A 17,707-nucleotide genomic window follows, 5' to 3' on the forward strand; every position below is an offset into this window, starting at 1 on the left:
TCTGGCGGGTGACTGGAAGCGCCATCGCGCTAACCGGTTTGCCGTAGCCGATTCATCGAAATCGGCGAACGGACATGCCCCATCTGGCGAACGGTCGTCAGAGCGCTCTCTCTCGCAGAAGCCTCGCTCCAGTCCGGCTTACCGACAGGTTGGGTCCCGCAACCATGGACAGGCTCAATCGACCTCCGCCAACGGGCTCGGCCCTCACAACATGATCGAGATTTGCAATGGTCGAGCGGTGAACCCTCACAAACCGTCGGGGATCCAGAGCCGCTTCCAATGCCGCCAGTGTCGTGGGGACGAGGTGGTTGCCCTTCAGCGTGACGATTTCAGCATAGTCATCTGCGCCCATGACGCTGACGATGTCGCTCGCCATCAGTGACAAGACATCACCATTGGCCTTCAACAAGAAGCGCTCGCTGAAATCTGGAGCGGCATTGTCGATCACGAGCAAGGCCTGTCCTGGCCTGCATTCAAGGACGGTCAGGGCTGCGACTGCAGCGTATGCGAACAGACCCTGCATCATCTGCCAAAGCTGAGCGGGGCCTTGAAGGAAAGGCGTGACGCTGAAGCGGGTCGCTGAGCCTGACGTGGCTATTCCGGTGACGACGAAAAGGAGCCAGGCCCAAGTGACCGAGAAAGCTGCCGCGAGTGCAAGATGCGAAACCCAGAGCGCGGGTCCATCAAGCCCTATCAGCCAGCGTCGCAGCACAGCCCGTGCGGCGATAACGGAAGCCGCCAAGGAGGCACAGTTCAGTCCGGCTGCCCGCAAACTGTCTAAAATAGGCTGGTTGCGCGTCAGCGAAAATATCAGGGTGTAGGCCAGTCCGGTCAGCATCACCCCCGCAAACCAAAGGAGACGCGAATCCCATAGTGGCTTGGCACTCAGCGCCCTGCTGTCGGTCAATCCCCCGTTCTCCACTGGATGTGATTGTCACCGGACCGTGGCTCGCGGCTCGGTTCGGTGCAAGAGAGATGTCGGGGGCGTTGATCGCTACAACTTTGCGTCTGTTTTTTCGCTCAGGTTCTTCGGACTGCAACAATCGTCAAGTGGGCTGAAGCGGACATCGCCAATGAACGAAACGGGGCCCTGCGTTCCCTTACCGCGCGCTTGCCGGTATGAGCGTTTCCAGGCCATGGCGACCTGACGTGTTTCTGGCCTCATCGCAAAGCCATGGGGCATGTCATGACCTCTTTTCTGCCGGCCCTGCTGGTCTGGGCCGTATTCCCCGGCGTTCTTGCCGCGCAAGATCCGGTCGGCGAGGGCACGCTTCATGTCTGGAGCCAGCGCAGCGGCGGCGGTGTCTATGTGTCGCCCGGGGAAAGGGTCGGGGCCGCTCGGATTCGGGCCTGGTCGTGGGACGTGACATCCAATGCTGCGACCCCGGACGTCGCCTTCGGTTTTCACAACGAGTATGATTGCGCTCAGGGAACGTTTCGTCGGCTGCAGCGGGTCCGGCTGAACGATGGTCAGGTTGTCGAGCGCGTCGACGTCGCCGAACCGCACCGTTCGCCAACCCTGATGGAAGTCGAAAGCGACCTCCTGCCGGAGTTCTGCGCCGGCAAGATTGGCTCCCTGGTGACGGTGCCTTCGCTCGAGGCCGCGCGATCGCTGGCGCGTAATCCCCGCCATTAGTGAAGCTCGGCGGAGTCGGGAACGCGTGTGCGCGTTGCGCGACCGTCCTCAGCGGTCCGCATCCCCCGATCGTCTGAAAACGCGCTTCTATCCCCGTGCGCTTCTCGCCGAACCATCCTAGCGTTTGGCAACCGGGTTTCCACCGACAGGGTCACGACCGAGACGATGAGCAACCACCCGATTCCGACCGTCATCGTCACGGGTGCTTCGTCCGGCGTGGGTCTGTACAGCGCCCTGACCCTGGCCGAGCGGGGCTGGCACGTCGTCATGGCCTGCCGCGACCTGGCGAAGGCCACCCGTGCGGCCTCGGCCGTAGGGATTCCCGAGGGCCGGTTCTCGATCCTGCATCTGGATCTCGGGTCCCAGGCCAGCGTCCGGGCCTTCGTGACGGCCTTTCAGGCAACCGGACGGTCGCTGGAAGCCCTGGTTTGCAATGCCGCCGTCTATCTGCCGCTGCTGAAGGAACCGCAGCGGTCACCCGAGGGCTATGAGATCAGCGTCGCGACCAACCATCTGGGACATTTCCTGCTGTCGCATCTGCTCCTGCCGGAACTGCAGAAGGCCACCGGGGCCACGCCGCGCCTGATCACCCTGGGCACGGTGACCGCCAACTCCGAGGAATTCGGCGGCAAGGTGCCGATCCCCGCCCCCGCCGACCTTGGCACGCTCGACGGCCTCGCCGCCGGCTTCAAGGCCCCCGTCGCGATGATTGACGGCAAGCCGTTCAAGGCCGGCAAGGCCTACAAGGACAGCAAGCTGTGCAACATGATCATGAGCCGCGAGTTTCATCGCCGCTATCACGACAGCACGGGCATCGTGTTCAGCACCCTGTATCCCGGATGCGTGGCCGACACCGCCCTGTTTCGCGACACGCCCCCGCTGTTCCAGTCGATCTTTCCCTGGTTCCAGAAGACCATCACCAAGGGCTATGTCACCCAGGCGCTGTCCGGTGACCGGGTGGCCCAGGTCGTCATCGATCCGGCCTTCGCCGCTTCCGGCAACCACTGGAGCTGGGGCAACCGGCAGAGGGCCGACAGTCAGCCCTTCGCCCAGCCGCTGTCCTCGAAGGCGACGCGCCATGAGCTGGGCACGCGCCTCTGGGACTACAGCTGCGCCATGGTGGGCCTCCCAGCCTGATCGCGCGGCAAGGCGACGGAGCTCAGGGTCATTGATACGGGGCTTGTCTATCACGCCCCCGAAAAGGCCACCGTTCACACGGCACAGTTTGTCGGGAACCTGATGCCTCTCGGTGCGCTGTGCAGGGTGCCGATTTTTGGGGCGGTTGATCCAACCCCTTGGTCAACCTTACCTAAAGCGTAAACGAAGGTCGCAGATCCGCCGGCGTTTCGCTCGGTTATCGAGAGGATGCCGATGAAACAGAAAGACGACTGGCATCTGACCGATGTCGTGGAACACAAGGTGGGTCGCGGTGATCCCTTTGCCGCTGCGATCCGCGGCACCCGGATGGCCATGGTCATCACCAACCCCCGCCTGCCCGACAATCCCATCGTCTTCGCGAACAAGGCGTTCCAGGACCTGACTGGATACGAGCGTGACGAGATCATCGGGCAGAACTGCCGCTTTCTTCAGGGCCCGGACACCTCGCGCGAGGCTGTCGCGAACATCCGCAGCGCGCTGGCCGAGGAGCACGACATCCAGGTCGACCTGCTTAACTATCGCAAGGACGGTACGACCTTCTGGAATGCGCTCTTCATCAGCCCTGTCCGGAACGATGCCGGCCAGGTCGATTATTTCTTCGCATCCCAACTCGACGTGACCGACAGGGTCGAGGCCCAGAGGTTCGTCGAGAAGCAGAAGGCACTCGTGGACCGCGAGGTGGCCCTCCGCACCGCCGACCTGGAAGAAGCCCTCGCCTCCAAGACCCTGCTGCTTCACGAGGTGGACCACCGCGTGAAGAATAATCTGACCATGATCGGATCTCTTCTGCGGCTTCAGGCACGATCCCTGCCGGACCCGTCGCTGGGCCAGACGCTGAACTCGATGCTGGAGCGGGTCGATGCCTTGGCGACGGTCCACCGTCGTCTTTATCAGTCCAACGACATAACGACCTTCGATGCGGGGGCCTTTGTCGAAACCCTGGCCGCCGACGTCATCGGATCGTCCGGCCGGGCCAATATTGCCGTCGAGGTTGATGTCGAGCCGATCATGATCCCCTCGGCCCATGCTTCCGCCGTCGGCCTGGTCGTCAACGAATTGCTGACCAACGCCGTGAAGCACGGATTTCCGGATGGCCGGGAAGGGACACTGAAGGTGACCGCTACACAGTCGCAGCGACGGGGGCGGATCGTGATCCAGGACGACGGACCGGGTATCGTTGCCACCGCGAACAATGGCCTTGGCAAGACCCTGATCAGTCGCCTCGTCAGGCAGATCGACGGCGAGGCGCGCTGGCTTCCGGCCAATCCGGGCACGCGCGTGGTGCTGGAATTCCCGGTGAGCGGATAGATGCCCCGCCCTCAACGCCCGTTCGACGTGCTGATCGTAGAGGACGAAGCGTTGCTCGTGATGGACCTGGAGGCGATGATCGAGGATGCCGGGCACGCCGTCGTCGGCGAGGCCGCATCCCTGTCGGAGTTCGAAGCCCTGTCACAGACGCTGTGTCCGGACGTCGCCTTTGTGGACCTCCAGCTGGCGGAGAACTCCAGCGGACTGGACGTCTGCACGCGGCTCAAGGCTCGCTGGCCCGATACCGCCGTCGTGTTCGTGACAGCCAATCCGAGGATGATTCCCGACGACTTTCTGGGGGCCCATGGCGTCATCGCCAAACCCTTCTCACGATCCGGGCTCATGGCCGCGATGCAGTTCATCGAACAGGGCCTCTCGGACCCGCCCCCCACCATGGACAGACCGCTGAGCTTCTCTGCGTCGCCCCAGATCGGACAGGCCTGGAACATCGCCTGACCTGCGCCGCAAGGTGCCACCCGGTCGAACAGGGACCGCTGTACAAACGGCTGTAAGGATTCAGACACCGACACCGCCCTCGCCAAGCGCGAGAAAGACAACGATCGGGTCAGGCGAAGCCCGAACCTCAGGCCACGACCTGTCGCCGCCGGATAAGGAGCGCCGCGCTGCCGGCCAGCACGAGACCGAACAGGATCATGGCCCACTCCGAAAGGGTTGGGACGGCGGTGGGCGTGACCACTTCATAGATCTGGAAGACCGCATCGGCCGCAGGGATGGTTGTCGTACCGTTGGAGAACAGCACGCCATCCGGGTAGGGATCTGCGGCCTGGCTCGCCGCCAGACTCCCCGTGTTCACTGCGAAACTGTAGGTCTGTCCAGCCGTCACCGGAAGCGGAGTGTCCAGGGTGATGATCTGGAAATCGGGCGAAAGGGTCGTGACGAGGTTGACCGCCTGGGAAGAGACAGGGACCCCCGCCCCACCCGCAGCCCCCGTGCCCGTGCCGTCGTAGACGCTGAGGGTCGTCGCCACATCGGAGGTCGGCCTGACTGCAATCTGCGTGACCGTGCCTGTCAGGGTCGCCGTGAACGACTGACCTCCGAACACGGGGTTGAAGGTATCTGTCCCGACGGTCTGCGAAATGGTCTGGGCGGAAGCGGTCGTGGCCAGACCCAGCCCCACGCAGAGCGCGACAAGGATAATCCCCGCATTGACGCGGAAACGACGGCTCATGGTGGATGTCATTATGCCCCTCGACAGACATTCATGGAAAATCTATGCGTGTAGGACTGAACTAATTGAACCTGAGATGGCGTCAAGTATTTTTCTCTCCAGGGTAGATCGACAGGCCCGCTGCACACTCTGGGGTAGCTCATCCTTGCAGGGCGAGCGCCATGGCACCTGAGACAGCCAGAACGCTCATGTTCCAGGCTATGTCTCGGAGACAGCCGCTTCGATCCCCGGGCCTGAAGCCCTCTCCGCTTGTAATGATCTGCAGGGTGCCGGTCTGAGATCCAGGGTCCCGGCTGTCACCGACGGAGCCTGTCCCCTGCCCTGTCTCCTGCCGCACCGTAGGCCCGGAGGGACTCGAACCCCCAACCAGACCGTTATGAGCGGTCGGCTCTAACCATTGAGCTACGGGCCCCCGGTGGGGAAGAGGCGACGGCCTAGCAGGCCGTGCGCGCACGGGAAAGGGGCTGGTGCCCGTCCACCTGTCGGCGATGTCATCCCGATGAACGGAACCTGTCATCCCGCATGGCACGGCATTCAGCCGACAACCGTCACGGTGTCGCCATGGGTCCGGCGGCATAGACCGGACCGGATCGCCTGATGGAGACACGACAATGACCCGAACCCTTCCCGCCGTGATGCTTGGCTCGGCCCTGATGGCCCTGTCGGCGCCCGCTGCGCTGGCCCAGACCGCGCCCGCCCCGGCCCCCATGCCGATGCACGCCATGGCCCCCCTGCCCGCCCTGAACCTCAGCGCCTCGGGCGAGGTCCGGGTCAGCCCCGACATGGCCACCATCACCTTCGGCGTCGTGACCGAAGCCGCCACCGCCCGCGAGGCCATGGCCCTGAACGCCACCCGCATGACCGAGGTCGTCGCCGCCGTGCGCCGTGCAGGTATCGCCGAGCGCGACGTCCAGACCTCGGGCCTGAACCTGTCGGCCCAGTACGACTATGTGCAGAACGAGCCGCCGCGACTGCGCGGCTATCAGGCCAGCAACCGCGTGACCGTCCGCATCCTGGATCTCGCGAAGGTCGGTACCACGGCCGACGCCGTGGTCGCCGCCGGCGTCAACCAGATCGACGGCATCGCCTTTGGTCTGGTTGATCCCAAGGCCGCGGAGGACCGGGCGCGCGTGCTCGCCGTCCAGGCCCTGCAGTCGAAGGCACAGCTCTATGCCCAGGCGCTGGGCACTCCGCTGGGCTCGATCCGGTCGCTGAGCGAAGGTGGTGGCTATGCGCCTCAGCCGCCGATGCCGATGTATGCAATGCGTGCCGAGGCCATGGCGTCGGATGCCTCCACACCGGTCAGCGCCGGCGAGATGGTCGTCCGGATCGACATCACCGGCGTCTACGACATCGGCCGCTAGAGCCCGTCCGGCCCTTCTCCCGACCGGGGGAAGGGCCAACCGGCTCAGTCTTCTCCGACCATCGCCACCCAGGGATCGGCCGTGCCGGCCTCGACCTCGGCCACCTTCACGGCGGGCCAGCCGATCGAGACGTCCTTGGAAGCCCGCCACGCCAGGGTCGTCAGGTCCCGCAGTTCCGCTGCCCCGGCTGCGATCCTTTGCGTCGCGAAGGCCGCGCCGCGGGGATCGCTCTCCGAAAAGCCGCCCGCCTTCTCCAGCGCATAGAAGGGCGTCACCGTCGCCAGGGTCGCCTTCAGATAGGTCGCGGTGCGGACGCGAAGATCGAACCCGTCCAGCGACGGTCCGGGCATCGCCGCCACGACGCCATCCATCCGGACGGTCCTCGAAACGAAGGCCCCCTCGAACATGGCGTGGGTCTGGCGAGAGGTGGTGAACCCCTCGGGATTGGGGGTGTCGCGGTCCCAGCCGTTGTAGTGGATCGTGGTGTGGTGCGGCTGCGCGGCGTCACCGACATAGTGGCTCAGCACACCCAGGTCCCTAAGCAGCAGGGCCTCGCGCCGCGCCAGGTCCTCGGCATACCAGGCCCGCCTGCCCGGATCGGTCTCGCGCCCCGCGGCCGCATTCAGCACCCGCCAGTAGGCAAAGTCCCGCACCAGCTGCTGGTAGCCGTCCATGATGGCATAGGGCAGATAGCCCGCCGCATTGACGTTCGACCCTGCTGCCAGCAGAGCCGCGTCGAACTGCCATTTCAGCTCGGGCAGGGCATCGATCTTGGGTCCGCCCGGGACCATGACCGAGCCATCGTCCAGCATGTCGACGAAGTGGGCCGTGTCGCGCTCGCGATCGTGCGGCTGGCCGGCACCCTTCCAGCGGTCCGGCTCTCGCGACAGCTCACCGACCTCGGCCGCAGCCGCCGGCGTGCGAAGGAAGGCCGGCAGGTCGTCAGGCAGCGCCCGAACGGCTGCCACCCCGATCATCCGGTGCCCGGTATTTCCCCAGGCGGTGACCTGGCCACTGGACCCGGCCACGGCGGCCAGGGCGACGACGGCAACAACAAGACGCTTCATGGCACTGAACCTTCAGGAAACCGGAGACTGCCCGCCCGGTTAAATCCATGTGGCCGCGGCGTCGAGCGGCATTTCAACATCCGAATCACCAGCCCTCTCCCTGCGGGAGAGGGCTTGAGCGCCTGAGAGCGACAGCGATCAGTCTTGCGGGAAAGGGTTAGGGGCACCTGGCCATAAGTGAGCCCCTCACCCTTTCGGCTGGCGCATCGCTGCGCGCTGCGAGCCTCAAGCCCTCTCCCGACGGGAGGGACCCTGCCTTGCGTCCCGATTTTTCCGTTTGTCTTGAACGCGCTGCAGAGATGGACCACCATTGGGCCGGACGTATTACCTTTTATGGCTTGAGGATCCGCCACCCTTTTCTTCGGCGCCAAGACAACATGTGTACGAATATCGTATAGCGCTCTCAGCATCAGACCCAAGAAACGTAATCGACGACTGTGAATACAGCTTTCGCTCGTACCAGCGTTGCCACGTCATTTACCAATGTAACTGTTTCGAATGATGACGAAACTGTCCCGTCTGGGGACAAGACGCGGCATGACACCTTTTCGCCACAATGTTCAACGACACGCAGGGTGCTGGCAGCGTTCGTGGCCAGTGTCGCCACGAGCACACACATGCGCATCGCAGCCGCTGCCTTCGCCGCAATCATCGCCCTTGCCTATCCGGCCATGGGTGAACCGGTCGCCTACGAAACAGTCGTCGCGATAGAGCGGGCTGCTTCCGAAACTACCGTCGCAGCGAATGGTTCCAGCGGCACCGATGCCGAAACCGTGGAACTGGATGCCGAGCGCTCTGCCCTGATGAACGGCGACCCGGCCTGGCGCGCCTCGGCCCGGCTGTATCATGCAGGTGGTGGCGGCGCGACCGGCAACGATTCGCTCGGATGCCGTCCTGTGCCCATGCGCACGGTGGCCACCGATCCCCGTGTCATCCCTCGGCGCACCCGCCTGTTCATCCGCGAGACGGTCGGCCTGCGCATGGCCGATGGCTCGACGCATGATGGCTACTGGTACGCCTCCGATACCGGCGGCGCGATCAAGGGCAACAAGATCGACCTCTACACCGGCCACGGCCGCGGCTCGATGCAGCCCGCCATGCGCCTCAACATGCGCACGCTGAGCATCGCCGACGCCGGCCGCTTCGACGGCTGCCCGCCGTCCTGGCAGAACGCGTCCAACTGACGCTTTTGTCGCCGCGCCGTTAAGGCGCTAGCGTCTCCCCGATGGGGGATTTCGGACTGACCTTTGGCTGGCGAACAGCGCTTCTGCTGACGCTCAGCGTGCAGATGCTGGCCTTCGCCGTCGCTTTGTCGACCCAGGACGTCAATCGAACCGCAAACCGCCTGCTCGCGGCATTTCTCCTCGTGGCGACGGGGGTTGTGACGCCCTATACGATCGGCTTTGCCGGAGCCTATGACGCCTGGAAGGGCCTGACCTTTGCGCCCTTCGCGCTCCCGCTTTTCCTCGCCCCGCTGCTGTACGGCTATACCTATGCCCTGATCGAAGGGCGCCTGCCGGCCCGATGGCGATGGCATCTGGCCCCGGGATTTGCCCAGCTCGGCTACATGGCGATCGCCTTTCTGCTGCCGTTCGACACCAAGATGGCCTGGGCAGACGTGGTCGATGGACCCTGGGTCTCTCCCGTCTTCTCGATCGGAGTCTTGCTGGGCCTCGTCGCCTACTCCGCCGCCGCCCTCAGGCTGCTGCGGCGCTTCCGAGCTGGCCTGGCGGATGAGCGGAGCGATGATGAGCGATACGCCGCACGCTGGCTTGGCCGCATCCTTGCCGCGATGCTCGTCACCACGGTCTTCTGGGCGGGTTGGCAGGGATGGCACGCGCTGTCTGGCTTCGACTATTTCGAGTTCTTCGGCCTCCACATGGCGGTCGGTGTGATCGGCGTCTTGCTGGGGGTCGAGGGATGGCGTCACGCCGGGCTGCGATTCCGGCGGGGTCCTGTCACAGTCCGTTTTTCGGACCCCGAGGACGCCCGTGGATCGGCCGCGGCGGAACCGGACTGGCCTGCCATCGCCGCCGACTATGCGGGGCGGACGCGCGAAGCCGGGTGGTGGCGCGAGCCGGAGCTGAGCCTGCCCCGCCTCGCGCGATATCTGGGCACCAATACCGGCCGACTGTCCCGGGCGATCAACACGGGCCTCGGCGTCAATTTCTCTGTCTTCGTGAATGGGCTGAGAGCCGAGGCGGTGGCCCAGGCCCTGACCGCCCGGCCGTCGGCAGACCTCCTGGATCTGGCCTTCGAAATGGGATTTGCCTCCAAGGCCAGTTTCAACCGGGCCTTCCTCGCGCGCTACGGCACGGCACCGTCGCGCTACAGGCAGGAGGCCCGGTCCCGCGTCTCAGATCATGAATTTGAACACGCAGCCCCGAATCTGAGGCGCGCCGACGCGTGATCCCCTGCAACGTCGGGACCTTGATCCAGAGGAGCGTCCCGTTTGACCCTGTTACACCGCCGTCAGCTGTGCCAGCTTTCCGCAGCGTTCGTCGCGAGTGCCGCGATCCCCGGGTCAGCCCTCGCGCGGACCGACGACAACCTCGTGTCCGATGACTGGAGCGACGATGTCGCGATCCTGCGGTCGGCCTGGCAGACCCTGCACCCGGGCCTGTATCGCTACAGCACGCCGGACCAGATCACGGCCCGGCTCGATGACCTGGCCCTCGCCTGGACCGCGCCGGCGACCTTCCGCCAGCGCTTCCTGGCCCTCAGCCGGGTCACCGCATCGGTCCAGTGCGGTCACACCTATCCCAACCCCTACAATGCCCGTGCCGTGGTGCGGGACCGGCTGTATCCCGATCGCGCGCTAGTGCCCTTCCGGTTTCGCTGGATCGACAGCGCCATGGTCGTGACCCATGACGACGAGGGTCAGGGCCGGTTCGCTCCGGGCACGATCATCACCGCCATCGATGGCGTGCCGACCTCCGAGTTGCTGGCGCGACTGATCCCGCTGGCCCGTGCGGATGGCACCAGTATCGGCAAGCGGATCAGCCTCATGGAGGTCAGGGGCGAGGATCGATACGAAACCTTCGACATCCACCTGCCGCTTGTCCTGCCTGTCCGCGACAGCGCCCGCTTCACCCTGGCCGACGGCACCGTCGTCGCCGCGCCGCTGTTCACCCTGACCCAGCGCCAGGCCGGCCTGCCTGCATCGGCCAGCACCGCACCGGATGCCAATCCCTGGACCCTGGCCACGGGCGACGATGGCATTGCGCGCCTCACCATGCCGACCTGGGGCCTCTACAACTCCACCTTCGACTGGAAGGCCTGGCTGGCGGGCGTCATGGACGCTCTGGCGTCCAGCCAGAGCCGCGGCCTGATCGTCGATCTGCGTGGCAACGAGGGCGGCGCGGACTGCGGCGACATCATCCTGTCGCGACTGCTTGTGCGCGACCTCGCCCTGCCCCGCGATCCGTCGTGGGTCCGCTATCGCAAGGCCCCGGAGGCCCTGTTGCCCCATCTCGACACCTGGGATCGCAGCTTCTTCGACTGGGGCGATCAGGCGGTCGCTTCGGACGAGCGCCCCGGATTCTTCCGCCTCGTTCGCGATGGCGACGGGGCCAGCGACACGGTCATCCGGGCCGAAGGGCAGCGTTTCGCGGGCCCGGTTGCCGTCATCTGTGACGCCTCCACCAGCTCGGCCACTTTCGCCTTCTGCCGCACCGTGAAGGATAACGGTCTCGCGACCCTGATCGGCCAGACGACCGGGGGCAACCGGCGCGGCATCAACGGCGGGGCCTTTGCCTTTCTGCGGCTGCCGACATCGGGGATCGAGGTCGACCTGCCCCTGATCGCCGGTTTCCCGCTCACGCCCCAGCCGGATGCCGCCATCCTGCCCGATCTGGCCGTGTCCACGACGGCACGGGACATCGCCCGGGGCCTGGATCCCCAGATGGCCGCCGCCACCGCCCACATTCTCTCCCGCTGATCGGACACCCCCATGATCTTCCGCGCCCTGACCTGCCTCGCCGTCCTCGCTGTCCTCGGTACGGGACAGGCCCATGCATCCCCCGCCTCCGCTTCGAATGCCCGCGTCGAGGCGCAGGCCGACACCCCGTCTCCCACGGACCTGCGCCTGTCGCTGGTCGGGCGCTGGTCGGGCGCGCTGGGATACCGCGACTACCAGTCGAACCGGCTGTTCGAGATACCGGTCACCACGACCATCGAGGCCTTGCCGGACGGTCTGACCCTGATCCGCCGCTCCCTGTTCGATGACGGCCCGGACAAGCCGGTGTGGATCACCACGGTCAGTCTGGACGATCGCGCGGCGGCGACAGTGACCTCGGCCGCCTTCCGTGCCGGTCGCCCGGTGGAACCGCTGGTCGAGACCATGAGCGTCCACGATGTCCGCGACGGGACTCACTGGACGGTCGTTTATCGCACGGTCGGCATCGATGGTGATGCGCCCGCAGACATCCGGGTCACCGAGACCCTCGACGGCCTGACCCTGACATCGGTCAAGGATGTTCGTCCGGTCGGCGCCGACGACGCGGCCTGGGCCTTCCGCAACCAGACACGGCTGACCCGCGTTACCGAATGAAGGGTCAGAATTTCCTCTGGCCGGTGACCGTCTCGAAGAACATTCGCCAGTCGCCCATCAGGCTCCACAGCGGATATTTGAACGTCGCCGGCCGGTTCTTCTCGAAGAAGAAATGCCCGACCCAGGCAAAACCGTAGCCGATCACCGGCATCGCCAGGAACCACCAGGCGCTGACCAGGACCCCCAGCACTGCCGCCACGATGACCAGCCCCGACCCCACCACATGGATGCGGCGGCAGGTCCGGTTGGAATGCTCGTGGATGTAATAGGGGTAGAAGGCCGCAAAGCTCTGGAACCGGCCACTTTCGCTGGACGTCTGGGTCATGGCTGGATTAGCCCCCAGAACCGCAGAGCTGGCAAGGTGCGGCGTTCACCACATCCCTGCACCCCGGGTTAAGCCTGATGCACCAGACTGGCCCTCTCGCCACAGGAGCCGCCGCCATGTCGGCCATGTCCATCGCCGCCGTCGGCATCGCCGATGCCACTGCCCGCTTCGATGCCAGCGCCCGCCGCACCGCGAACGCGCCGCTGAACAATCTGGCCGAGGAAGCCGTTGAACGCATCAAGGCCGAGGTCGCCCTCAAGGCCAATGTCTCGGTCCTGCGCTCGGCCAGCGAGACCACCGGCACCCTGCTGGACCTGCTCGCCTAGGCTGGCCTGTCCGCCCGGGGTGGCAAAGTGAAGAAGGTCTGGAAGGCCAGGGCCGCAGACCGGTCTCCGGTGATCCTGATGGCCCCCGTCGCCTCCATCGCTTCGAGCGGTACCTTGCCGTAGACGAAGCCTGCCATGGCCTCCGGCGTGGTCGTGAACACGATGTTGGCAGACCCGACCCCGGTCCGTTCGGGGGTCAGGACCCCGTCCATGATGACGACCTGGAAGGTCTCCTCGCCCAGACGGAACCCGACGGTCATGGCCGTGTCGCCTGCAACATCGGCCTGGAACATGGTGCGGAACGACAGCATCAGTGACGTATTCGACAGCGGAAGGGTCGGGTCATGACCCGGCGACCGCGCGGCCCAGTTGCCCATGACCATCAGCAGCTGGTCGGCCTCATACCCCCAGGCGGTCAGCCCGTAGACCTGAACCGCAGCGGGGGGCGGCAGTTTCGACCGCACGACGATCCCGTGCTGCTCAAGCGTCTCCAGCCTCTGGGTCAGGATGTTGGCGCTCAGTCCCGGCAGGGCCGCGCGGATATCGCCGAACCGTCTTGGCCCGTACATCATCTCGCGCACGATCATCAGCGACCATCGCTCGCCGATCAGCTCCAGCGCATGGGCCGTCCCGCAGGCGTCGTCATACCAGCGCCGCGCTTTGGTTACTTTTTCTGACTTCATCGTTGACAAAGATAACCATCGAGGGCTTCACTGGCAAGAACGACGACGGAGACGACGGAGAGGACGCCAATGAGCCGCATGATCTTCATCAACCTGCCCGTCGCCGATCTGGCGACGTCGGTGGCCTTCTACGAGGCCGTCGGGGCCACCCGGAACCCTCAGTTCAGCGACGAAACCGCCGCCTGCATGGTCATTTCCGAGACCATCTACGTCATGCTGCTGACGCATCCGAAATTCGCCAGCTTCACCGCCCGCCCGATCGGCGACCGCTCCAGCGTCCACGCCCTGCTCTGCCTGTCCTGCGAGTCGAAGGACGCCGTCCTGGCGCAGCTCCAAGCGGCGGTCCAGGCGGGCGGCATCCCGGACCCGACCCCGGAACAGGACTATGGTGGCTTCATGTATGGCCGCTCCTACGAGGATCCCGATGGCCACATCTGGGAGATCATGTGGATGGACCCGGCCGCCGCTGCAGGTGCCACCGAAGCCGAAGGGACCGCCTGACCGCCATGACCGCCTCCAGCGAACTCTCCGTCACCCGCTTCATCGCCGCCCCGCCGGAGGCCGTCTGGACGGCCTGGACGAAGCGGACCGCCGACTGGTTCACCCCGCGCCCCTGGACGACGGAGGTGGATTTCGACTTGCGGCCCGGCGGGCGGGCGGACGTGGTCATGTCCTCGCCCGAGGGCGAGAAACACAGCTATCGCGGCGTCTTCCTCGAGATCGTGCCACACACCCGGATCGTCTCGACCGGGGCCATGACCGAAGGCTGGACGCCGCAGCCGGGCGAGATGAATTTCGTCCGCATCGACACCTTCGAGCCCGAGGGTGACGGTACCCGCTATACCGCCCGCGCCCGCCACTGGGACGAAAAGGCCGCTGCCACCCATCGCGACATGGGGTTCGAACAGGGGTGGGGCAAAGTCGCCGATCAACTGGCCGAGACTGCTATCGAGTCGAACGTCCCTGGCTGACGTTGCGAGCGTCAGCGCATCAAGAGAAAGCAGAATTAGATGGCCTATATCACCGGCTTCCTGACCCCCGTGAAGAACGAAGACCGGGCCCGCTACATCGCCTCGGCCGAAAAATCCTGGCCCCTGTTCCAGAAATACGGGGCCCTCGAACAGGTCGAGACCTGGGGTGAGGATATTCCCCCGGGCAAGGTCACCGGCTTCGACCTGGCGGTGAAGCTCGAGCCTGGCGAGGTGGTTGTCCTGTCCTGGGTGAAATGGCCCGACCGCGCCACGGCCGATGCCTGCTTTGCCATGATGCAGGACGACCCGGGCTTCGCCGACATGGACATGCCCTTCGACGGCAAGCGAATGATGTGGGGCGGGTTCGAGCCCATCTTCCAGAGCTGATCCGGCCGTCGGGAACACTTCGGACGAACGGCGGTTGTCTTGGGCAACCGCCGTCTGTTCCTGGAGCCACCGATGAAGTCCGCCCTGACCCTGACCGCCCTCGCCTGCGCCACCCTGACGCTCGCGGCCTGCAACAATGCCGAGACCCCGGAGCAGTCCGCCGCGCCCGAAACCCCCGCCACCATGCCCGAAGGCCAGAACGAGACCACCGGCGCGATCGAGCCCTCCATCGGCGACGTCACCACCCAGGGCGGCGGCATCCCCGGCGCCTCCACTGGCAACCCCGCTGCTGCCCCTGCCGCGACCGAACAGACACCGCAGTAGTCATTCAAGCCCAATCGTCATCCTCCGACCGCGAAGCGGAACCGGGGGACTCCTCGTCATCCTCCGGCCGGGCGAAATCCGGACCGGGGGAGGCGCGCGAGGGCGCGAAACTGTCGCCTCGGACTCGCTGAAACATTTCGCCTTCGCAGCGCTACGGCGCCGCTGGGTTCCGGGTCTCCGCTGCGCTGCGCCCGGAATGACGAAACCAGAAAAAAGGCCGCCCCTTCCGGAAGCGGCCCTGATCCCTGAGCTTTAAGGTCTCAATTAGCTGTCGAGGAAGCTGCGCAGCTTCCGCGATCGGCTGGGGTGTTTCAGCTTGCGCAGGGCCTTGGCCTCGATCTGACGGATGCGTTCGCGGGTCACGCTGAACTGCTGGCCGACTTCTTCCAGGGTGTGGTCGGTGTTCATGCCGATGCCGAAGCGCATCCGCAGGACCCGCTCCTCGCGCGGCGTCAGCGAGGCCAGCACGCGGGTCGTCGTCTCGCGCAGGTTGGACTGGATCGCTGCATCGATCGGCAGGATGGCGTTCTTGTCCTCGATGAAGTCGCCCAGGTGGCTGTCTTCCTCGTCGCCGATCGGGGTCTCGAGGCTGATGGGCTCCTTGGCGATCTTCAGGACCTTGCGGACCTTCTCCAGCGGCATGGCCAGCTTTTCGGCCAGTTCCTCGGGCGTCGGCTCGCGGCCGATCTCGTGCAGCATCTGGCGCGATGTCCGGACGATCTTGTTGATCGTCTCGATCATGTGGACCGGGATGCGGATGGTCCGCGCCTGGTCGGCGATCGAGCGAGTGATCGCCTGACGGATCCACCAGGTCGCATAGGTGCTGAATTTGTAGCCGCGGCGATACTCGAACTTGTCGACCGCCTTCATCAGGCCGATGTTGCCTTCCTGAATAAGATCAAGGAATTGCAGACCGCGATTGGTGTATTTCTTGGCGATGGAGATCACCAGGCGCAGGTTGGCCTCGACCATTTCCTTCTTGGCCTGACGGGCCTCGCGCTCGCCCTTCTGGACGGTCTGGACGATGCGGCGATAGTCGTCGATCGGCAGGCCCGCCTCGACGGCTACGGCGGCGACGTCATTGCGGATGCTGGCGATCTGGCCGGCTTCGTTCTCGCTGAACTTGGTCCAGCGCACGCCCATGGCCTTGACGTTCTCGGACCAGTTCGGGTCCAGTTCCTTGCTGAAATAGGCCTTGAGGAACTCGGGGCGGCTGATGCCGTAGCTGTCGGCCAGACGCAGCAGACGGCCTTCCAGACCGATCAGCCGCTTGTTGATCGCATACAACTGCTCGACCAGCGCCTCGATCCGGTTGTTGTTCAGCTTGACCGTCTTCAGACGGCCGGAGATGCCCGCCGACAGGGTTTCGTAGGCCTTGCGGTCCTTGGCGCTCAGGTCGACGCCCTGCAGCCGGGTCTCGACCAGCTTTTCCTGCAGCTTGCGGAAGGCGTCGAAATCGCCGGCAATGGCGTCCAGGATCTCCATGACCCCGTCGCGCAGCTCGGCTTCCAGTGCCGAGATCGACATCCCGCCGCCGTCGTCGAAATCCTCGTCCTCGTCGTCCTCGGCGTCCGGCTTCTCGGCCAGGCCCTCGGGCGAGGACGGCGCGGGCCCCGGCTCGGCGGCCGGAGGCTGGTTGTGCGGCAGCGACGCCGGATTGATCACGCCATAGGTGGCGTCCAGATCGATGATCTCGCGCAGCAGGATGCGGTTGTTCGCCAGCTCGTCGCGCCACACCATGATGGCCTCGAACGTCAGCGCGCTCTCGCACAGCCCGCTGATCATCGCATCGCGACCCGCCTCGATCCGCTTGGCGATGGCAATCTCGCCCTCGCGGCTCAGCAGTTCGACGGAGCCCATCTCCCGCAAATACATGCGAACGGGGTCATCGGTCCGATCGTAGGTAGGCTTTGCATTTTCATCAGAAATTTGCGTTTCTGCTCGCTCAGCAACCTCTCCGCCGGTGGTCTCGGCGGCGTCTTCCTCGGCCTCGACGACATTGACGCCCATCTCGGACAGCATCGCCAGCGTGTCCTCGATCGCGTCGGGCGTGACCTCTTCGGACGGCAGGACCTTGTTCAGTTCCTCCATCGTCACATAGCCACGCGCCTTGGCCTGTTTGATGAACTTTTTGACCCCGGCATCGGTCAGGTCGAGAAGCGGTCCGTCGGACTGGGCTTCGGTGTCCTGGGTCTCGGCTTGCGAACTCATCAAGTATGGTCTCCGTGTCGGCGGGGCGGGCAGGCCCTTCGACAATTTTGCAACGCATCAAAAAAAGACAACGCGGACCCGGTTCGTTCGTTACGAAACGGTCGCATCACCTCGATTTCGTGTCTTCTGGCTGACCCCGCTCCAAGGCTCCGCTCCCGCCTCCGAATCACCGGAAGCGGAGGCGGCACAGGCCGCGGGGTCCCGGA

20 protein-coding genes and 1 tRNA gene are annotated in these 17,707 nt (G+C 65.2%); 14 read left to right on the plus strand and 7 right to left on the minus strand.

All coding sequences use genetic code 11. The features are described 5' to 3' along the window. Positions 1-97: 97 nt before the first annotated feature. Positions 98-907, minus strand: coding sequence for a LytR/AlgR family response regulator transcription factor (locus tag GGR13_RS00440; RefSeq protein ID WP_221230366.1), 810 nt, complete (start codon positions 905-907; stop codon positions 98-100). Between the two features lie 279 nt (positions 908-1,186). Between GGR13_RS00440 and GGR13_RS00445 the strand changes: the two genes are divergently transcribed. The 4 genes from GGR13_RS00445 to GGR13_RS00460 all read left to right on the plus strand — a co-directional run bounded on the left by GGR13_RS00445 (position 1,187) and on the right by GGR13_RS00460 (position 4,558). Beyond that, entirely contained in the window at positions 1,187-1,636 is a 450-nt protein-coding gene (locus tag GGR13_RS00445) for a hypothetical protein (protein WP_183211498.1), read from the plus strand. Positions 1,637-1,801: 165 nt separating this feature from the next. Further along, the gene (locus GGR13_RS00450) at positions 1,802-2,773 is read left to right on the plus strand and encodes a protochlorophyllide reductase (RefSeq protein ID WP_183211499.1); all 972 of its coding nucleotides are present in this window, start codon (positions 1,802-1,804) and stop codon (positions 2,771-2,773) included. Between the two features lie 234 nt (positions 2,774-3,007). Further along, on the plus strand, positions 3,008-4,102 hold the full coding sequence (locus GGR13_RS00455; protein WP_183211500.1) for a histidine kinase dimerization/phosphoacceptor domain -containing protein: 1,095 nt from the start codon (positions 3,008-3,010) through the stop codon (positions 4,100-4,102). Next, positions 4,103-4,558: a response regulator gene (locus GGR13_RS00460; RefSeq protein ID WP_183211501.1), complete on the plus strand. Its 456-nt coding sequence runs from the start codon at positions 4,103-4,105 to the stop codon at positions 4,556-4,558. A 127-nt stretch (positions 4,559-4,685) separates the two neighbouring features. Here GGR13_RS00460 and GGR13_RS00465 read toward each other — a convergent pair whose 3' ends face one another. Both GGR13_RS00465 and GGR13_RS00470 read right to left on the minus strand, forming a co-directional pair. After that, the gene (locus GGR13_RS00465; RefSeq protein WP_183211502.1) at positions 4,686-5,291 is read right to left on the minus strand and encodes an IPTL-CTERM sorting domain-containing protein; all 606 of its coding nucleotides are present in this window, start codon (positions 5,289-5,291) and stop codon (positions 4,686-4,688) included. Positions 5,292-5,630: 339 nt separating this feature from the next. After that, positions 5,631-5,703, minus strand: a tRNA-Ile gene (locus GGR13_RS00470). Positions 5,704-5,902: 199 nt separating this feature from the next. On the opposite strand from GGR13_RS00470, the gene GGR13_RS00475 reads away from it, so the two are divergent. Then, positions 5,903-6,655 carry an SIMPL domain-containing protein gene (locus tag GGR13_RS00475; protein WP_183211503.1) on the plus strand — a complete coding sequence of 251 codons (753 nt, stop codon included), beginning with the start codon at positions 5,903-5,905 and terminating at the stop codon, positions 6,653-6,655. Positions 6,656-6,699: 44 nt separating this feature from the next. Here GGR13_RS00475 and GGR13_RS00480 read toward each other — a convergent pair whose 3' ends face one another. Further along, positions 6,700-7,722, minus strand: a complete 1,023-nt coding sequence (locus tag GGR13_RS00480) for a phospholipase C/P1 nuclease family protein (protein WP_183211504.1) — start codon at positions 7,720-7,722, stop codon at positions 6,700-6,702. Between the two features lie 617 nt (positions 7,723-8,339). Here GGR13_RS00480 and GGR13_RS00485 point away from each other — a divergent pair. Genes GGR13_RS00485 through GGR13_RS00500 form a run of 4 tightly spaced genes read left to right on the plus strand, consistent with a single transcriptional unit; the run spans position 8,340 to position 12,274 of the window. Next, positions 8,340-8,906 (plus strand): 3D domain-containing protein, encoded by a 567-nt coding sequence (locus GGR13_RS00485; RefSeq protein ID WP_183211505.1) that lies wholly within the window; start codon positions 8,340-8,342, stop codon positions 8,904-8,906. Between the two features lie 41 nt (positions 8,907-8,947). Beyond that, on the plus strand, positions 8,948-10,132 hold the full coding sequence (locus GGR13_RS00490; protein WP_183211506.1) for an AraC family transcriptional regulator: 1,185 nt from the start codon (positions 8,948-8,950) through the stop codon (positions 10,130-10,132). A gap of 42 nt (positions 10,133-10,174) precedes the next feature. After that, on the plus strand, positions 10,175-11,662 hold the full coding sequence (locus GGR13_RS00495) for a S41 family peptidase (protein ID WP_183211507.1): 1,488 nt from the start codon (positions 10,175-10,177) through the stop codon (positions 11,660-11,662). A gap of 12 nt (positions 11,663-11,674) precedes the next feature. Next, positions 11,675-12,274 (plus strand): hypothetical protein, encoded by a 600-nt coding sequence (locus GGR13_RS00500; protein ID WP_183211508.1) that lies wholly within the window; start codon positions 11,675-11,677, stop codon positions 12,272-12,274. A gap of 4 nt (positions 12,275-12,278) precedes the next feature. Here the strand turns inward: GGR13_RS00500 and GGR13_RS00505 are convergent, their stop codons facing one another. Beyond that, positions 12,279-12,599, minus strand: a complete 321-nt coding sequence (locus GGR13_RS00505; RefSeq protein ID WP_183211509.1) for an Mpo1-like protein — start codon at positions 12,597-12,599, stop codon at positions 12,279-12,281. A gap of 116 nt (positions 12,600-12,715) precedes the next feature. Between GGR13_RS00505 and GGR13_RS00510 the strand changes: the two genes are divergently transcribed. Then, on the plus strand, positions 12,716-12,925 hold the full coding sequence (locus GGR13_RS00510; RefSeq protein WP_183211510.1) for a flagellar hook protein FlgE: 210 nt from the start codon (positions 12,716-12,718) through the stop codon (positions 12,923-12,925). Here the strand turns inward: GGR13_RS00510 and GGR13_RS00515 are convergent. After that, complete coding sequence (locus GGR13_RS00515; protein WP_183211511.1) at positions 12,922-13,608, minus strand: winged helix-turn-helix transcriptional regulator; 687 nt, start codon at positions 13,606-13,608, stop codon at positions 12,922-12,924. The genes GGR13_RS00510 and GGR13_RS00515 overlap by 4 nt on opposite strands. A 69-nt stretch (positions 13,609-13,677) precedes the next feature. Between GGR13_RS00515 and GGR13_RS00520 the strand changes: the two genes are divergently transcribed. From GGR13_RS00520 to GGR13_RS00535, 4 genes are all read left to right on the plus strand, one after another. Then, positions 13,678-14,109 (plus strand): VOC family protein, encoded by a 432-nt coding sequence (locus GGR13_RS00520; protein WP_183211512.1) that lies wholly within the window; start codon positions 13,678-13,680, stop codon positions 14,107-14,109. Between the two features lie 5 nt (positions 14,110-14,114). Next, a complete protein-coding gene (locus GGR13_RS00525; RefSeq protein WP_183211513.1) occupies positions 14,115-14,579 on the plus strand; it encodes an SRPBCC domain-containing protein in 465 nt (154 codons plus the stop codon). A 39-nt stretch (positions 14,580-14,618) separates the two neighbouring features. Continuing rightward, positions 14,619-14,966: a DUF1428 domain-containing protein gene (locus tag GGR13_RS00530; RefSeq protein ID WP_183211514.1), complete on the plus strand. Its 348-nt coding sequence runs from the start codon at positions 14,619-14,621 to the stop codon at positions 14,964-14,966. A 72-nt stretch (positions 14,967-15,038) separates the two neighbouring features. Further along, on the plus strand, positions 15,039-15,290 hold the full coding sequence (locus GGR13_RS00535; RefSeq protein WP_183211515.1) for a hypothetical protein: 252 nt from the start codon (positions 15,039-15,041) through the stop codon (positions 15,288-15,290). 264 nt (positions 15,291-15,554) lie between these two features. Here the strand turns inward: GGR13_RS00535 and rpoD are convergent, their stop codons facing one another. Continuing rightward, entirely contained in the window at positions 15,555-17,501 is a 1,947-nt protein-coding gene (gene rpoD / locus GGR13_RS00540; RefSeq protein ID WP_183211516.1) for an RNA polymerase sigma factor RpoD, read from the minus strand. Positions 17,502-17,707 lie beyond the last annotated feature (206 nt).

It is taken from the genome of Brevundimonas variabilis, from assembly GCF_014199945.1.
GTDB lineage: Bacteria > Pseudomonadota > Alphaproteobacteria > Caulobacterales > Caulobacteraceae > Brevundimonas > Brevundimonas variabilis.

What these genes read in the sequence shown, in the direction of transcription:
- GGR13_RS00465 (WP_183211502.1), bottom strand. Translation starts at nt 5,291, where the DNA reads ATGAGCCGTCGTTTCCGCGTCAATGCGGGGATTATCCTTGTCGCGCTC.
- GGR13_RS00530 (WP_183211514.1), top strand. Translation starts at nt 14,619, where the DNA reads ATGGCCTATATCACCGGCTTCCTGACCCCCGTGAAGAACGAAGACCGG.
- GGR13_RS00480 (WP_183211504.1), bottom strand. Translation starts at nt 7,722, where the DNA reads ATGAAGCGTCTTGTTGTTGCCGTCGTCGCCCTGGCCGCCGTGGCCGGG.
- GGR13_RS00515 (WP_183211511.1), bottom strand. Translation starts at nt 13,608, where the DNA reads ATGAAGTCAGAAAAAGTAACCAAAGCGCGGCGCTGGTATGACGACGCC.
- GGR13_RS00460 (WP_183211501.1), top strand. Translation starts at nt 4,103, where the DNA reads ATGCCCCGCCCTCAACGCCCGTTCGACGTGCTGATCGTAGAGGACGAA.
- GGR13_RS00500 (WP_183211508.1), top strand. Translation starts at nt 11,675, where the DNA reads ATGATCTTCCGCGCCCTGACCTGCCTCGCCGTCCTCGCTGTCCTCGGT.
- GGR13_RS00455 (WP_183211500.1), top strand. Translation starts at nt 3,008, where the DNA reads ATGAAACAGAAAGACGACTGGCATCTGACCGATGTCGTGGAACACAAG.
- rpoD (WP_183211516.1), bottom strand. Translation starts at nt 17,501, where the DNA reads ATGAGTTCGCAAGCCGAGACCCAGGACACCGAAGCCCAGTCCGACGGA.
- GGR13_RS00485 (WP_183211505.1), top strand. Translation starts at nt 8,340, where the DNA reads ATGCGCATCGCAGCCGCTGCCTTCGCCGCAATCATCGCCCTTGCCTAT.
- GGR13_RS00520 (WP_183211512.1), top strand. Translation starts at nt 13,678, where the DNA reads ATGAGCCGCATGATCTTCATCAACCTGCCCGTCGCCGATCTGGCGACG.
- GGR13_RS00535 (WP_183211515.1), top strand. Translation starts at nt 15,039, where the DNA reads ATGAAGTCCGCCCTGACCCTGACCGCCCTCGCCTGCGCCACCCTGACG.
- GGR13_RS00525 (WP_183211513.1), top strand. Translation starts at nt 14,115, where the DNA reads ATGACCGCCTCCAGCGAACTCTCCGTCACCCGCTTCATCGCCGCCCCG.
- GGR13_RS00490 (WP_183211506.1), top strand. Translation starts at nt 8,948, where the DNA reads ATGGGGGATTTCGGACTGACCTTTGGCTGGCGAACAGCGCTTCTGCTG.
- GGR13_RS00510 (WP_183211510.1), top strand. Translation starts at nt 12,716, where the DNA reads ATGTCGGCCATGTCCATCGCCGCCGTCGGCATCGCCGATGCCACTGCC.
- GGR13_RS00475 (WP_183211503.1), top strand. Translation starts at nt 5,903, where the DNA reads ATGACCCGAACCCTTCCCGCCGTGATGCTTGGCTCGGCCCTGATGGCC.
- GGR13_RS00505 (WP_183211509.1), bottom strand. Translation starts at nt 12,599, where the DNA reads ATGACCCAGACGTCCAGCGAAAGTGGCCGGTTCCAGAGCTTTGCGGCC.
- GGR13_RS00450 (WP_183211499.1), top strand. Translation starts at nt 1,802, where the DNA reads ATGAGCAACCACCCGATTCCGACCGTCATCGTCACGGGTGCTTCGTCC.
- GGR13_RS00445 (WP_183211498.1), top strand. Translation starts at nt 1,187, where the DNA reads ATGACCTCTTTTCTGCCGGCCCTGCTGGTCTGGGCCGTATTCCCCGGC.